Origin of the sequence: Rathayibacter sp. VKM Ac-2762, assembly GCF_009866585.1 — a bacterium.
Lineage (GTDB): Bacteria > Actinomycetota > Actinomycetes > Actinomycetales > Microbacteriaceae > Rathayibacter.
The window spans coordinates 3,102,935-3,118,727 of the sequence record NZ_CP047419.1 but is presented as its reverse complement, the minus strand read 5'-3'; the positions used below and the strand labels follow the sequence as shown (position 1 = coordinate 3,118,727).

The window sequence follows — 15,793 nt, the reverse complement described above, 5'->3', positions numbered from 1 at the left end:
GCCTCCGGCCGGCCGTGTTGCGCAGGACCCGCACGCAGGGCCCGCCGAGATTGCGCGACCGTGCGTCGACTGGTTTCCTCAGGTGTGCTGTCCCCCGAACCCGTTCTCCGGGCCGAGAGAAGGAGCTGAGCGTGGCCGAGCGCGCGGGTACCGCGACCGGCGACATGCTGAGGCTGTTCGCCGACGGTCGGCCGCGCACCCGCGCCGAGCTGGTCGAGGAGACGGGCCTCGCGCGGACCGCGGTGATGACGCGCCTGGAGCAGTTCTTCGAGCTCGGACTGATCGCGCACCTCGACCGCGCTCCGTCGACCGGCGGCCGTCCGTCCGCGCGTCTCGTCTTCGACCCGGCCGTCCGCTCGCTCCTGGCCATCGACCTGGGCGCGGCGCACTCGACCATCGCGCTGACCGACTTCGACGGCCGCATCATCGCCGAGCGCCGCGAGGAGCTCGACATCGCGCAGGGCCCCGTGGCGGTGCTCGGGCACGCGCTTGACGTCTGCGACGGGATCCTCGCCGCGGCCGGCGTCGACCGCTCCGCCCTCGCGGGCATCGGGGTCGGCGTGCCCGGCCCGGTGGAGCACGCGAGCGGCCGCCCGGTGCGCCCGCCGATCATGCCCGGCTGGGACGGCTTCGACATCCCCGCCTTCGTGCGCCGGCGCTACGACACCACGGTGCTCGTCGACAACGACGTGAACCTGCTGGCGCTCGGCGAGCGGGCCTCGCGGTTCCCGCACGCCCTCGACCTGATGTTCGTGAAGGTCGGCACCGGCATCGGCGCGGGCATCGTCTCGTCCGGGCTGCTCCAGCGCGGAGCCCTCGGCTCCGCGGGTGATCTCGGCCACGTCCAGGTGCCGCGCACGGCCCCGGCCGCGGCGGGCGGTCAGGAGGGGGACCTCGAGGCGGTCGCGGGCGGCTCCGCTCTGGCCGCCGGGCTCGCCCGGGCGGGCCGCGACGTGCAGTCGGTGCGCGAGCTGATCGACCTGCTGAAGGCGCGCGATCCCGAGGCCGTCGAGGCGGCGCGGATCGCGGGACTCCAGCTCGGCGAGGTGCTGGCCACCTGCGTGAGCCTGCTGAACCCCTCCGTCATCGTGCTGGGCGGCGCGGTCGCCCTCGCCAGCCCGGAGATCCTGACGGCCGTGCGCTCGGTGATCGACGAGCGCTCCCTCCCCCTCGCGACGCAGCGGCTCGACGTGGTGACCGCCGAGCTGGGCGGCAGCGGGGGCGTGCGCGGTGCCGCGCTGATGCTGCGCGGGCACCTGCTCAGCCCCGCCGTGGTGGACGGCTTCCTCGAGCAGCTGCGCGCCGAGGGGCGGGCGGTCCGCTAGAGCGGCGGCCGCGCACCCGGAGGCGGCGGGCCGCGCCGGCGCGATCCCCGCGGACCGCGCCGGCCGCACCCGGTCAGGAGCGGACCTCCGCGCGGTCGGCGTCCTCCGGCTGGGCGCCGAGAGCGGCGGCGACGGCGGCGTCGATGCGCGCCTGCTCCCCCGCGGCCCGGCGGCGGCGGCGGACGACGGTCAGCACGATGAGCCCGATGAGCAGGGCGAGGAGGAGCACGGCGCTCCACGGCACGGCCGCGGCCGAGGTCTCGGCGGTGGCGACCGGCACGTCGGGGACGACGACGGCGGAATCGGCCTGCGCGGCCTGGTCGGCGGTGACGACGGTGCCCGAGAGCGCGGCGCGGGCGGTCGCGACGAAGAGCGGCCAGACTCCGGCGACGGTCACGGTGCGCGAGACGGAGGTTCCGGGGAGGAGCTCGGGCAGCGGCTCCGGGTCGGTCGCGGACACCGGCGCGAGGCCGAAGAGGCCGGCGACGCTGATCTCGGCGCCCGGCGCGATACGGGTGTTGCCCGCGTTGGTCACGGTGTAGTCGACGGTCGCGGAGCCGGGGGCGAAGGGGTTCCAGCCGCCCTGGTACGAGACGGCGAGGCCGTCGATCGACAGGCGCGGGGCGAGCTCGCCGCCGACGCGGAGGTACATGCGCGAGCCCAGGCGCCGGTCGACCGAGACTCCGGTCTCGCCCTGCACCAGGATCGAGGAGACGACGCCCGCGGCGTAGTCGCCCGGGGTCACGTCCTCGGGGACGACGACCTCGAAGGGGACCTGCACGCTCTCGCCGGCGGGCACGGTGACCTCGGGCTCGGGGAACGCGATCCAGCTGCCCAGCTGCGTCGAGGGCTCCGCGGCGGGGAGCAGGTCGAGCTGGCCGGCCTCGGTGATGAAGCCGTCGGAGCCGTAGACGCGGAACGTCTGCTCCTCGTCGTCGTAGTTGGAGACGATCAGGGCGTCGCTGAGGCGGCCGCCGGGATCGAGGGCGTACGCGTAGTTCGGCCGCTCGCTGCCCTGCTCGGTGTCGGCGGGGCGCACACCCCAGGTGACCGGCGTGGAGGCGGGGTCCGCCTCCTGGGCACCCGCCTGAGCCGAGAGGCCGCCGGCTGCGAGGAGCGTCATCAGCAGCAGGGCGGCGGTGGTGCGGGAGGTGCGTGGCATGAGCGACATCGATCAGGCTTCCGTTGCAAGGGGGATGCCTCCCGCGGGACGCCGCTCCGGTACACGGCTCGCCGAGCGGGGCGTACCGGAGTCGCGTCTCGCGGAGAGACGGGGGGAGGGTGGGGCGGCCCGGAGGCCGCCCCACCGGTGCTAGCCGAGCGCGGTGAGCGTCAGCGTCGCGGTGTAGGTGCCGGTTCCGACCGAGAGCGGGAGCTTCAGGTCGAGGTCGGCGCCCAGGACCGAGGATCCGGTCGGGTGCTGCGCCGCGGCGGAGCCGAGGACGCGGGGCGTGGCGAGGCCGTTGCCCGAGTCGAACCCGGAGGGGACGGCTGCGCCGGCGACGGCACCGCCCGTGTTCTCCAGGACCTCGGGGGTCCAGCCGAGGTGCTTGCCCGAGAACGTCTTCTCGCCGGAGCGGAAGTCGCTCAGCTGGCCGGTGACCGACCAGGCCGGGCCGTTGAGGCGGGTGTCGGTCACGCGGACCGGCACGAGCTCACCGGAGGCGGCGAAGTGGTCGCCCTGCTCCTCGGCGACGCCGAGGTTCACCAGGTTGCTGGTGCCCTCGAGCGTCCAGGTCAGCTCGCCCTTGTTGGCCTCGGGGACGATGACGGCCACGGCCTGGTCGCCGGCCGCCGCAGCGCCCGCCGCCGTTCCCGTGAAGGTGCCGTCGACTCCGGCGGCGGTGTTGCCCGCGCCGAAGTTGACCGCCGGCGCGTTGTCGGCGAGCGCGATGCGCCCGCCGACCGTCGAGCCCGCGAGCTGGACGTTGCCGGAGTTGCCCGAGAGCGTGAGGTTCCCGCCCACCGTGTTGCCGAGGGCCGAGGCCGAGCCGTCCTCGTTCGCGCCCAGGAGGACGCCGCGCGAGGAGCCGGTGACGGCGAGCGAGCCGCCGACGATGGCGCCCTGCACGTTCACGCCGAAGTCGCTGCCGGCGAAGGTGGCGTCGCCGCCGATGCTGGTGCGGTCGACGTCGACGTAGTTCGCCGCGTCGGTGCTGACCGAGCCGTCGACCGAGAGGTCGCTGAACTCGACGTCGATCCCGCCGGCCTCGACCATGCCGCCGACCGTGAGGTCGCGCAGGTAGAGGAAGCCGTTGCGGCTGCCGTCCGAGAACGACACGACGTCTCCGCCGACGCTGGTGCCGTCGATCGAGATGCCGTACGCGTCGGTGCCGATGACGTCGCCGCTGATGGTCGCCGAGGTGGCGTCCAGCCAGGCGTCGTCGCCGACGATGACGTTGCCGGTGACGGTCACGTTGCCGAGCACGCAGGTCTGGCCCGCGCCGACGTTGAGATCTCCGGTGATCGTCTGGTTCCCGAGCTCGGTGGTGCAGTCCGTCGTCGCCGCGAAGGCGGACGGTGCGGCGACCATCGCGAGGGAGGCGGCCGCGAGGACCGCCGTGGGCGTCTTCCACTTCATGGGGGTTCTCCTCGGTGCGCTCGTGCGCGTCGTGCTGGTGGTGGTGCTGTCGGTGCGGCGCGCGCGGCGCGGGGTGCGCTCAGCCACGGAGCGCAGCGATCGCGGAGTAGCTGCGGGAAGCGGCCTCGAGGGAGTTCCCCGTGCTCGGCGGCGTCGCCAGCGTGGGAGCGGTGTCCTGCTCCCAGACGCCGAAGCGCTGGCCGCGGTCGCGCAGCTCCGAGAGGAACGCCTGGTAGGGCAGGTTGCCCGCGCCGAACTCGACGATGTCGTAGCCGTTGGTGTTGGCGTTGTTCGTCTTGCCGTCCTTGAGGTGCAGGATCGGGTAGCGGCGAGGGTTGCGCTTGATGTAGTCGAGCGGCTCGAAGCCCGGGTAGAGCTTCTTGCCGACGTACGCCCAGTAGACGTCCATCTCGAGGTACACGTGACGCGGGTCGGTGTTGTCGTAGAAGAGGTCGTACAGGCGGGTCTTGGGGTCGTCCGTGGCGAACCCGAACTCACCGGCGTGGTTGTGCTGGTAGAGCTTCATGCCCGCGGCCGAGACCTGCTGGCCCCACTTGTTCCACTCCTCCGCCGCGGCGAGGTAGCCCGCCTTGGTGTTGACGTTGGTGGGCGCGTTGCCGGTGCCGAGGTGCGGCGTGCCGAGGATCTGCGCGATCTCGATCTGCTTGCCCAGCTCCGAGCGGAGGAGGTTGGTGCCGACGTGCGAGCCGACGGCGCGGAGGCCGTTGTCGTCGAGCAGCTGGCGGATCTGCTGCGGGGTGATCGCCCCGACGTTGCCCTGGGTGTACCCGGCGAACTCGATCTCGCTGTAGCCGATGCGGCCGAGCTCCTCGAAGACGGCCCGGAAGCCGAGCGACGAGACCTTGTCGCGGACGCTGTAGAGCTGGATGCCGATGCGGTTGATCGGGACCAGGCGCGTGGATCCGGACGAGGGCGCGGGGGCGGCCGTGGCGGGTGCCGCGAGGGCTCCCGCTCCGACGCCGACCGCGACGGTCGATGCGGCCAGGGCCGTCATCAGCGAGCGCCGGCTCATCGGCTTGGCCGTGATGGATGCGTGGTGGTGGTGCATCATTTCTCCTTCGAAATGGCAGATGGTGCAGGGGGTGGGGGGCCGGCCGGCCCGGTCGAGCCGGCCGGCCCCTGCGCGGGGGCTACTGCTGGACGGTGAGGTTCAGCAGCGCCGACGCGGCGTTGGTGTCCGCCGTGGCGGTGTGGGTGACGGTCAGCTTGTAGCTGCCCGCCGCGAGCTTCGGGAGCGTCACCACGACGTGCCCGTTCTCGTCGAGGGTCCCGGTGAGCATCGCGACGGTGGAGAGGTTCCTCTTCACCATCACGCTCACCTGACCGGTGCCGGCGACACCCGTCGAGGACTTCGCGTCGACCGTGACCTGCGCGCTGGCGCCCGGCTTGACCGGGTTGGGCGAGACGGTCGCGGTGAGCTCCGAGGCGGCCTTCGAGACGATCAGGCGGGCGGTGCCCTCCGAGGCCTTGAAGGTGGCGTCCGAGCCGTACGCCGCACGGAGGGTGTGGGTGCCGGCGCCGAGGGTCTTCGGCAGGGCGAAGGTCGCCTTGCCGTCCTTCAGCGTCGCGCGGCCCAGCTCGGTGGCGCCCTCGTAGAGGACGACCTCTCCGCCGGGGTTCCCACCCTGACCGGTGACCGTGACGGTCGCCTCGCCCGGTGCCCCGAAGGTCACGCGGGGAGCCGAGAGCGCCACGGTGGTGGTCGACGCGGCGGTCGGGGCGTTCGCCGCGGCCAGGTCGATCGTGAACTTCACCGTGCCGACCGCCGAGACGTTGCCGCCGGTGTCGGTGGCGCGGTACTGGATCGTCCGGGCGCCGTTCGTGGTGAACGGGACCGTGTACGCGCCGTTGACGGCGCGGACCGTGGTCCACGTCGTGCCGTTGTCGGCGGAGTACTGGACGGTGGAGAGCGCTCCGTTGTCCGTGGCGGTGAGGCCGAGGGTCACGGGCTTGTTGTAGACGCCGCCGACGCCCGCAGGCGCTGCCGGGTCGAGGGTCGCCGCGACGGTCGGAGCCGTCTTGTCACCGGCGCCGACACCCTGGAAGGTGAGGGAGTCGAGCGACAGGCCGCTGGGCGAGGTCACGTAGAGCGAGCCGGTGCCGCGGGGGACGTTGGTGCCGAAGGGGACGAGGACGTCCTTCCAGCCGGCTCCCGCGGGGATGGTCGCCGTTCCGAAGGGCGCTGCGTCGGCAGCGTTCCAGCGGAGGTCGACGGTGCCCTCACCGGTGGCGCGGACCACGACGCCGGTCAGGTTGGCGAAGTTCACCGGGTCCCAGCGCAGGAAGGATCCCGCACCGAGTCCGCTGACGGCGTTGCCGCCGCTGGCGGTGGTGTCCGCGTAGGGCAGGACGCCCTCACGGGCGGCGTGCTCCGCCTCCTGCGTCTTCGGGTTCAGCCGCAGCGTCGCCTCGGCCGCAGCCGGGGGCAGGCCGTTGAAGCCGCCGTCCGTGTAGGTCACGACGACGGTGCCGTACAGCAGCGCGCCGGGGCCGTGCTCGGGCGAGTCCTTGGACGTCGGGAACGCTCCCTTGGCACCGGTGCCGGTGACCTCGGGGTGGGCGTGCTCGTCGTGGCCGAGGCCGTAGGTCCAGCCCACGCGGCTGCTGACGATCTGGTCGCCGTCCTCAGCGTCCTTGCCGGTCACCTGGTAGGGGATCGCGTCGCCCCAGCTGAAGAACGAGCCGTTGCCGGGCGTCTGGATCTGGATCTGCGGCGCCTGGTTGCCGACCGAGATGACCCGCGAGGTCAGGCTGAACTTGCCCTTGGCGTCGGTGACGCGCAGACGGGCCGTGAACTGTCCGAGCTCGGTGTAGGTCTTCTTGACGGTCACTCCGGTGGCGTCGAAGGTGCCGTCGCCGTCGAAGTCCCAGTCGTAGGTGAGCGCGTCGCCCTCGGGGTCGGTCGATCCCTTGGCGTCGAACGTGACCTCGAGCGGGGTCTGCGAGGCGGACAGGGGGGTCGCGGTGAAGCGGGCCTGCGGCGCCTTGTTGCCCTCGGCGTAGTCGATCCGGTACAGGCCCGCGTCGGGGTTGGCGCGGAAGAATCCGTCGCCGTACTCGATCACGTACATCGACCCGTCGGGGCCGAACTCCATGTCCATCGGGTTGTCGTGGATCGGCTGCGCGGCCTGGCTGAGCGCCGCGTTGGGGAGGAAGTCCTCGATGTGCGTGACCGCGCGGTCCTCATCGAGCGTGAACGCCGCGATGTAGTCCTGCGAGAACTCGCCGAAGAAGGTCTTCTTGTCCCAGTACTCCGGGAACTTCGACGTCGAGGTGTTGTCCGCGTCGAAGTGGTACACCGGTCCGCCCATGGGGCCCTGGCCGGTGCTGGTCCCGAAGTTGACGAGCTCGTCGAACGGCTGGTCGCCGGGGTTGTCGCCGTAGTAGACGGTCGCCGCCTTGGCGTCCGGGATGTCGACGAGGCCGGTGTTCCAGCGCGAGTTGTTCTTCAGGTTCTCCGGGTCGAAGAAACCGCGGGGCGTCGACGTCTCGAAGTTCCACTCGTTGTACGGCGCGTTGGGTCCGTGGACGTAGGGCCAGCCGGAGTTGTGCGGCTCGTCCAGTCCGGTCGCGTTCCACTCGACGAGGCCCATCGGGCCGCGGACGCCGTCGGCCGCAGCGGCCTTCGTGGCGTCGGGGCCGTAGTCGCCCCAGGAGAGGGTGTTCGTCTCGGCGTCGACGTCGATCTTGAACGGGTTGCGGACGCCCATCACGAAGATCTCGGGGCGGGTCTTCTCGGTTCCCACCGGGAAGAGGTTGCCCTCGGGGATCGTGTACGAGCCGTCCTCCTGCACGGTGATCCGGAGGATCTTGCCGCGGAGGTCGTTCGTATTGCCGGCGCCGCGACGCGAGTCGAAGCCCGGGTTCATGCGGGGCGCGTCGTTGTTCGGCGCGAAGCCCGCGGCACCCGGAGCGCTCGCCGGCGTGTTGTCGCCGGTGGAGAGGTACAGGTTGCCGTCGGCGTCCCAGTCGAAGTCGGCACCCACGTGGCAGCACTGCCCGCGCTGGGTCTCGATGTCGATGATCTTCTGCTCGCTCGCGAGGTCGAGGCCCGAGCCGGTCCACTTGAACCGGGAGAGGCGGTTGATGCCCTTCCACTGGTCCCAGTAGCTGTCGGTCGCGCCCTCGGGCAGCATGTTCGGGGCCGCGCCGGTCGGGGTGTTCCCGGGGGGCGCGTAGACGAGGTAGACCCACTTGTTCTCGGCGAAGTCGGGGTCGATGCCGACGGACTGCAGTCCGTCCTCCGAGTTCTGGTACACGGGGATCGTGTTGACGACACGGGTGGTGCCGGTCTTGGGGTCGGTGTGGCGGATCTCGCCGTTCCGAGCGGTGTGGAGGACCGACTTGTCCGGGAGGACGGCCAGGTCGAGGGGCTCGCCGACGTTCTTCGTCAGCAGGACCTTCTCGTAGTTGCTCCAGTCGAGAGCGGATGCTCCGCCCTCGGAACCGTGGTCCACTCCGTCGTGGGCCGAGGCGGGCAGGCCGAGGGCGGTGAGTCCGGAGACCGTCACCATCCCGGCGATGCCGAGTGCGAGAAGACGCCTGATGCTTCTTCTCGAGGATCGCTTACCATTCATGCGTGATGTGATTCCTTCAATGAGGTGTTCATCGCAGAGGCCGGGTCCGTCGCTGTCCGCACGACTGAGCGGATCCGGTCTCCTCCTGTCCGGCCCTGGGGCCGGTGTCTTGCACTCCTCCTCCTCTCGCGGATGCCGGTGGCGCTGCGCTGCGGGTCGTCAGTGATCCCGGGGCGGCGCCGAGGTGGGGGCCGGCGCGGGATGGTTCCCGCGCCGACCCGGGCTGGTGGGGCCGATCAGGACTCGAAGGCCGAGGGCAGGTACTCGGAGACGTTGTCCTTGGTGACGACCGGCGCGAAGAGCTGGATCTGGCGCGGGACGCCGAGCGAGCTGGTGTCGGCCATCGACTTGTTCTGCTCGACGAGGCGGGCGAGCTTGATGCCGTCCGCGGCCTGGGTCGAGGGGTAGACGACCGTGGCCTTGACGACGGAGTCGTCGGCCTCGATCGCGCGCATCACGTTGGCCGAGCCGGCGCCGCCGACGAAGAGGAACTCGTCGCGTCCGGCGGTGTCGATCGCCGCGAGGACGCCGACGCCCTGGTCGTCGTCGTGGTTCCAGATGGCGTCGATCTTCGGCGCGGCCTGGAGGAGGTTGGCCGCGGCCTGCTCTCCGCCCTGGACGGTGAAGTCGGCGGCGACGCGGTTGTCCACGTCGAGTCCGCAGCCCTCGAGCGCGTCCGAGAAGCCCTGGCTGCGCTCCTGGGTCAGCGGGAGGGAGTCGATGCCGGCGATCTCGGCGACGACGGCGTCGGGGTTGTCGCCGAGCTCCTCGCAGATGTAGGTGCCGGCGCTGACGCCCATGCCGTAGTTGTCGCCGAGGATGGTCGACCGGGCGGCGAAGGGGCTGGAGAACTCGCGGTCCACGTTGATGACGGTGATGCCCGCCTCCATCGCCTGGGTGGCGACCTGCGTGAGCGCCGCTCCGTCGATCGGCAGGAGCACGATCGCGTCGACGCCGTCGTTGATGAAGGTCTCGACCTGGCTGATCTGGAGGTTGACGTCGTTGGTGCCCTCCGCGGTGCGGAGCTCCACGTCGTCGTACTTCTCGGCCTCGGCGATGGCGGCGCGGCTGACCGCGCCCATCCAGCCGTGGTCGGCGGCGGGAGCGGTGAAGCCGATGACGACGTTGTCGCCGGAGGCGTCGTTGTCCGAGGCGGCCACGGCGGCGGCGGTCCCGCCGGAGGCGGCGTTGCCGGTCTCGACCGGGGCGTTCGAGATGCAGCCGGTGAGCATCAGCGCGACGGCGCCGAAGGCGACGCCGGCCGAGCCGAGTCGGGCGGTGCGGGAGAGGCGGCTGCGGGTGAAGGGGCGTGCGGGCATGGAAGTGATCTCCTTCGATCGATCCGAGGGGTCCGAGGGCACACGTGTCCTGCGGAGAGGTGACCTGAGTGGTCGGGTGGGTTGCTGTGTGTGGAGGAGCGGGGCCGGAGCCCCGGGGTCAGGACTTCCTGCCGCGGGCGGCGAATCGCTGCTGCAGCAGGACGGCGGCGACGATGATCGCGCCCTTCGCGACGGCCTGAGTCGAGGTCGACATGTTGTTCTGCGTGAACACGTTGGTCAGGGTCGTGAAGATGAGGACGCCGAACACGGTGCCGACGATGGTGCCGCGGCCGCCGGCCAGCAGCGTGCCTCCGACGACGACCGCCGCGATGGCGTCGAGCTCGTAGAGGAGGCCGTTGGTCGAGCTGCCGGCGGTGGTGCGGGCGAGCATCATGACGGCGGCGATGCCGGCGGTGAGCCCGGCGAGGCCGTAGACGTACATGGTGTGGCGGCGGACCTTGATGCCGGCGAGGCGGGCCGCCTCCGGGTTGCCGCCGACCGCGATGGTGCGGCGGCCGAAGGTGGTGCGGTTGAGCAGGATCCAGCCGGCGACGGCGACGACCACGAAGATCAGCACGAGCACCGGGATGCCGAGCACGTCGGCGCGGAAGAAGTCGAGGAACGGCGTGACCGTGACGACCTGCGTCTGGCGGTTCGAGATCAGCTCGGCGAAGCCGCGGGCGGCGACGAGCATCGCCAGGGTCGCCATGAAGGCGACGACCCGGCCGTAGGCGATCAGCGCGCCGTTGATGAGGCCGCAGACGAGGCCGACGACGACCGCGGTGAGCACGATCACCAGCCAGGAGGTGTTGGCCGCGTAGTACTGGGTCGAGACCGTGCTCGCCCAGACCGTCGCGAGCCCCATCACGGAGCCGACCGAGAGGTCGATGCCGCCGGAGGTGATGACGAACGTCATGCCGATGCTCAGCACGCCGATGACGGCGGCGAGGCGGAGGATCGTGAGCACGTTGTCGACGCTGGCGAAGCGCTCCCCCGCGGTCGCGAATCCGACGATGCAGAGGATCACCAGCGCGAGCAGCAGCCCGACGTTGCGGCCGAGGGAGCCCTGCATGAGGCGGGCGATCCCGGAGCGGGAGTCCTTCGAGGGCACGCCCCCGGAGGAGCCTCCCGTCGCGGCCGACGCGTGACGGGCGGCGTCCTCCTGCGGACCGCCGATCGACGGCGACGCGGTGTCGAGCTGTCCGCTCACGCTGCACTTCCTTCCATGACGAGATCGAGCACGCGGTGCTCGTCGATCGAATCGGCCGGGCCCTCGTGGACCACGGCGCCGTCGGAGATCACGAGCACTCGGTCGGAGAGTCCGAGGACCTCGCCGATCTCGCTGGAGACCACGAGCACGGCGGCGCCGTTGGTCGCGAGGTCCCTGATCAGGGTGTAGATCTCGGCCCGTGCGCCGACGTCGACCCCGCGGGTCGGCTCGTCGAGCAGCAGGACGCGGCAGCCGCGCACGAGCCAGCGGGCGAGGAGCGCCTTCTGCTGGTTGCCTCCGGAGAGGGTGCGGGCGTCGCGGTCGACCCCGGAGGGCCGCAGGTCGAGGGAGACCGCCTGCTCGGCCGCCGCCGCGCGCTCGGAGCGCTCGTCGAGGAAGCCGCGCTTGGCGAAGCGGTCGAAGGTCGAGAGGGTGATGTTGCGGTAGACCGGCTCGTCCAGGAGCAGGCCCTGGCTCTTGCGCTCCTCCGGGCAGAGGCCGATGCCGGCGTCGACCGCCGAGGTGACGGATCCGGCGCGCAGGCGCTTGCCCGCCACGCTGACCGTCCCGGTGCTGGCGCGGCGCGCCCCGTAGATGGTCTCGAGGATCTCGGAGCGGCCGGAGCCGACCAGCCCCGCGAGGCCGACGACCTCGCCGGCGCGGATCTCGAGGGAGACGTCCGAGAAGGAGCCCTGCAGGCCCAGCTTCTCGACCTTCAGCAGCGTCTCGGCCTCGACGTCGAGCTCCTGGCGGTCCGGGAAGACGTACTCGACGGCGCGGCCGGTCATCAGGGTGATGAGCTTCGAGGTGGGGGTGTCGGCGACCGCGAGGTTCTGCGCGACGGTCGCGCCGTCCTTGATCACGGTGATCCGGTCGCCGATGGCGCGGATCTCGTCGAGGCGGTGCGAGATGTAGACGATGGCGACGCCGGAGGCGGTGAGCTGGCGCACCACGTGGAAGAGGTTCTCCACCTCCTCGGAGTCGAGCACCGCGGAGGGCTCGTCCATGATGATGACCCGCGCGTCGTGCGAGAGGGCACGGGCCATCTGCACGATCTGCTTGCCGGCGGCGGAGAGCGTGCCGACCTCGCGGTTCGGCGAGATCTCGGAGTGCCCGAGGCGCTCCATCAGCTCGCGGGTGATCCTCGTGGCCTTCGCCCGGGCGGTGAAGCCGCCGCGGGAGAGCTCGTGGCCGAGGAAGATGTTCTCGGCGACGGAGAGGCCGTCGACGACGTCGAGCTCCTGGTACATCGTCGCGATGCCCAGGGCGAGGGCCGCCGTCGGGGACGGGATCGTGACGACGTTCCCGTCGACGAGGATCTCGCCCTCGGTGGGCTGGTGGGCCCCGGCGAGGGTCTTGATGAGGGTGGACTTGCCGGCGCCGTTCTGGCCGAGGAGGCAGTGCACCTCACCGGGTCGGACATCGAGGTCGACGCCGTCGAGAGCACGGGCGCCGGGGAAGACCTTCACGATGCCGCGCATCTGCAGAAGCAGCTGCTGAGACTCGTCGGAGGTGCGGGGAAGAGGCTGTGCAGCAGTGCTGCGGGGGTCTGCGGTGACCATGCGGATGAAGCTACTTCCACTTACGTCGCGGGTCAAGCAAAAGTTCTGAACCGATTCGAAGGCGGTTCGAGTGATCGCCCAGTCGCCCCAAGGGCTTCCTGCTACCGCGTCAGGGCTGGGATCCGCGGGATTACGCGACATCTGACGGCGGCTGTTGAGACATTCCGTCCGTGATAGAGCGCTCTCCGAACCCTATGAACGTGCTCATGTCCGTGCAGCCCGGGCGCGTCGCCCCGGAGGCGGCCTCGCCGAGCGCGGTAGCGCCCGCGCCCCGACCCGTGGCAGGGTCGTACGGCCGACGAAAGGACGACGATGTCGAACGACCGAGCCCTGCGCGTCGCGATGGTGGGGACCGCCTTCATGGGCCGCACCCACTCGCACGCCTGGCGCACCGCCTCCCGCTTCTTCCCCCTCCCCCTCCGCCCCGAGCTCGCCGTGCTCGTGGGGAGCAACCCCGACTCGACCGCGGAGCGCGCCGAGCGGCTGGGCTGGAGCGAGGCCTCCACCGACTGGCGGGCCGTCATCGCCCGCGACGACATCGACCTCGTCGACATCTGCACCCCGGGCGACACCCACGCCGAGATCGCCATCGCGGCCCTCGAGGCCGGCAAGCACGTGCTGTGCGAGAAGCCCCTCGCCAACTCCGTCGAGGAGGCGGAGCGGATGGTCGCCGCGGCCGCCGCCTCCGGGAAGGTGGCGATGTGCGGCTTCAGCTACCGTCGCACCCCGGCCCTCGCCCTCGCGAAGCGCTTCATCGAGGAGGGCCGCCTCGGCGACATCCGCCACGTGCGCGCCCAGTACCTGCAGGACTGGCTGTCCGACTCCGAGGCGCCGCTGACCTGGCGCCTGCAGAAGGAGCGCGCCGGCTCGGGCGCCCTCGGCGACATCGGCGCGCACAGCATCGACACCGCCCAGTGGCTGACCGGCCGCGGCATCACCTCGGTCTCGGCGACGCTGCGCACCTTCACCACCGAGCGCCCCGTGCTCAGCGAGCAGGTCGGCCTCGGCGGCCGCGCCGGTGCCGACGCCCCGCGCGGCGCCGTGACCGTCGACGACGCCGCGGCCTTCACCGCCTCCTTCGAGGGCGGTGCCCTGGGCGTCTTCGAGGCGACCCGCGTCGCGACCGGCCGCCGCAACGCCAACCGGATCGAGGTGAACGGCGAGCTCGGCTCGATCGCGTTCGACTTCGAGCGGATGAACGAGCTCGAGTACTACGACGCCCGCGACCCCGAGGAGGCGCAGGGCTTCCGGCGCATCCAGGTCACCGAGCCGGCGCACCCGTACATGGCGGCCTGGTGGCCGACCGGGCACGGCATCGGCTACGAGCACCTCTTCACGCACCAGGTCGTCGATCTCGTCGAGGCGATCGCCGGCGGCACGGCGGTCACGCCCACGTTCGCCGACGCCCTCGACGTGCAGCGCGTCCTCGACGCGGTGGCCACCAGCGCCGGCGCGTCGTCCGTCTCCACGCCGGTCGCCCGCTGACCCGACCCCTCCCCGCGAGATGCCGCCCCGGTACGCCTCCCCTGCGTGTCGCGTACCCGAGCGGCCTCTCGCGGAGGGGGACGGAGGGCGGGTGCGGGAACGCGTTCGGCGCCGTGCGCCGATCCTGCGCCATAATGCGCCTATGAGCAAGAAGATTGACGCCGCGCATCGCGCGCTGGTAGACGCCCTCGACAAGCACGCCCGACTCGTCTCGGACAAGGAGTCGAAGCCGCGGAAGGTCGAACGGGCGGGAGCCGAGCTCCGCGCCGCGACGAAGGCGTACGCCGCGCTCGTGTCCGCGCGCACCGGCGCCGCGAGCCCCTTCGCCGACCTGGCCGACCCCCGCCTGGACAAGCCGACCATCGCGTCGCTCCGGGCCGAGCGCGACGCGATCGCGAAGCGGATCGCCAAGCACGAGGCGTCGGCGGGCGAGGACGGCGCGCTCGCGAGCTGAGCGTGCGGCGCGGCGCGGTCGCGGCGCTGAGCAGCCGTCACAGCGCGATCCCGCGCTGAGCGGCGCCGCGGCGCGCTCTCGAGCTGGCCGCGCTCCACGCCGCGCTCAGGCGGTGAGCGGGCACCTCCTCTGCCTCCGAGTCGCCGTGTTACGCGCGGGTTCCGCGCGGGTCCGGCCGCCTTCGTAAGGTGATCCCCGGGATCCGCGCAGTCGCGGCGCCGAGCGACCGGAGGCCGGTCGCAGCGCCGGCGGTGACCAGCACCGCCCGGTCGGCGCCGAGTGCCCGGATCCTCTCCACGGAAGGATCCCCACAGCCATGACCCTGCGCACCCGACTCCTCGCGACCTCCGCGATCGCCGCCTCCGCCGCCCTCCTCCTCTCCGGCTGCTCCGGCGCGGGCGGCGGCGACGACACCGTCCGCATCGGCGTGGTCGGCGCGAGCGACCCCTACTGGGCCACCTACGAGAAGGCCGCCGCCGACGCCGGGATCGACGTCGAGATCGTCGACTTCAGCGACTACAACCAGCCCAACCCCGCCCTCACCGAGGGCGAGATCGACCTCAACCAGTTCCAGCACATCGCCTACCTGGCGCAGTACAACACCTCGGCCGACGCCGACCTCGTGCCGATCGGCGCGACCGCGATCTACCCGCTCGGCCTCTACTCCTCGCAGTACGACGACGTCGCGGACATCCCCGCCGGCTCCACCGTCGCGATCCCCAACGACGAGACGAATCAGGCGCGCGCGCTGCTGGTGCTGCAGTCGGCCGGGCTCGTCGAGCTGAAGGACGGCGGCGGAGTGCTCTCGAACGTCGACGACGTCGAGTCCTCCTCGAAGGTGGAGGTCACCGCGCTCGAGGCCTCCCTCACCCCGACGTCGCTCCCGGACGTGGCCGCCGCGATCATCAACAACGACTTCATCGAGAACGCGGGCCTGAAGGCCTCGGACGCGATCGCCCAGGACGACCCGAGCGACCCCGCCTCCCTGCTCTACACGAACATCTTCGCCGCCCGGGCCGACGACGCCGAGAACGAGACCTACACGAAGCTCGTCTCGATCTACCAGGACAGCCAGGACGTGCTCGACGGCGTCTCGGAGCAGTCCGGCGGCACCGCGGTCTTCCTGAAGACCCCCGCCTCCGAGCTGGAGACCTCGCTCGAGTCCGCCGAGACCGACATCTCCGCCGCCTCCTGACTCCGGCACCCGCGGCACCGCGCCGGTCGGGTCCTCCGCTCGCGGAGCTCCCCTCCGGCGCGGT

General features: G+C 71.8%; 11 protein-coding genes. 4 read left to right on the top strand and 7 right to left on the bottom strand.

Annotated elements, in window-relative coordinates:
* The first annotated feature begins 131 nt into the window (after nucleotides 1-131).
* Nucleotides 132-1,325 carry an ROK family protein gene (locus GTU71_RS14625; protein WP_244229502.1) on the top strand — a complete coding sequence of 398 codons (1,194 nt, stop codon included), beginning with the start codon at nucleotides 132-134 and terminating at the stop codon, nucleotides 1,323-1,325.
* Between the two features lie 73 nt (nucleotides 1,326-1,398).
* Here GTU71_RS14625 and GTU71_RS14620 read toward each other — a convergent pair whose 3' ends face one another.
* From GTU71_RS14620 to GTU71_RS14590, 7 genes are all read right to left on the bottom strand, one after another.
* Nucleotides 1,399-2,487 carry a hypothetical protein gene (locus GTU71_RS14620; protein ID WP_146081490.1) on the bottom strand — a complete coding sequence of 363 codons (1,089 nt, stop codon included), beginning with the start codon at nucleotides 2,485-2,487 and terminating at the stop codon, nucleotides 1,399-1,401.
* Nucleotides 2,488-2,637: 150 nt separating this feature from the next.
* Nucleotides 2,638-3,906: a hypothetical protein gene (locus GTU71_RS14615; RefSeq protein WP_159940753.1), complete on the bottom strand. Its 1,269-nt coding sequence runs from the start codon at nucleotides 3,904-3,906 to the stop codon at nucleotides 2,638-2,640.
* 79 nt (nucleotides 3,907-3,985) lie between these two features.
* Entirely contained in the window at nucleotides 3,986-4,978 is a 993-nt protein-coding gene (locus tag GTU71_RS14610; RefSeq protein ID WP_244230574.1) for a sugar phosphate isomerase/epimerase, read from the bottom strand.
* Between the two features lie 79 nt (nucleotides 4,979-5,057).
* The gene (locus GTU71_RS14605) at nucleotides 5,058-8,441 is read right to left on the bottom strand and encodes a PQQ-dependent sugar dehydrogenase (protein WP_104257858.1); all 3,384 of its coding nucleotides are present in this window, start codon (nucleotides 8,439-8,441) and stop codon (nucleotides 5,058-5,060) included.
* A 299-nt stretch (nucleotides 8,442-8,740) separates the two neighbouring features.
* Entirely contained in the window at nucleotides 8,741-9,823 is a 1,083-nt protein-coding gene (locus GTU71_RS14600; protein ID WP_104222461.1) for a substrate-binding domain-containing protein, read from the bottom strand.
* Between the two features lie 118 nt (nucleotides 9,824-9,941).
* Nucleotides 9,942-10,895: an ABC transporter permease gene (locus GTU71_RS14595; RefSeq protein ID WP_068256795.1), complete on the bottom strand. Its 954-nt coding sequence runs from the start codon at nucleotides 10,893-10,895 to the stop codon at nucleotides 9,942-9,944.
* 134 nt (nucleotides 10,896-11,029) lie between these two features.
* Nucleotides 11,030-12,514, bottom strand: a complete 1,485-nt coding sequence (locus GTU71_RS14590; protein WP_208543410.1) for a sugar ABC transporter ATP-binding protein — start codon at nucleotides 12,512-12,514, stop codon at nucleotides 11,030-11,032.
* Nucleotides 12,515-12,907: 393 nt separating this feature from the next.
* Here GTU71_RS14590 and GTU71_RS14585 point away from each other — a divergent pair, with 393 nt between their 5' ends.
* The 3 genes from GTU71_RS14585 (at nucleotide 12,908) to GTU71_RS14575 (ending at nucleotide 15,729) form a co-directional block, all read left to right on the top strand.
* Nucleotides 12,908-14,080 carry a Gfo/Idh/MocA family oxidoreductase gene (locus GTU71_RS14585; RefSeq protein ID WP_104226598.1) on the top strand — a complete coding sequence of 391 codons (1,173 nt, stop codon included), beginning with the start codon at nucleotides 12,908-12,910 and terminating at the stop codon, nucleotides 14,078-14,080.
* A gap of 142 nt (nucleotides 14,081-14,222) precedes the next feature.
* Entirely contained in the window at nucleotides 14,223-14,534 is a 312-nt protein-coding gene (locus tag GTU71_RS14580; RefSeq protein WP_104233529.1) for a hypothetical protein, read from the top strand.
* A gap of 316 nt (nucleotides 14,535-14,850) precedes the next feature.
* Nucleotides 14,851-15,729, top strand: a complete 879-nt coding sequence (locus tag GTU71_RS14575) for a MetQ/NlpA family ABC transporter substrate-binding protein (protein WP_159940751.1) — start codon at nucleotides 14,851-14,853, stop codon at nucleotides 15,727-15,729.
* Nucleotides 15,730-15,793 lie beyond the last annotated feature (64 nt).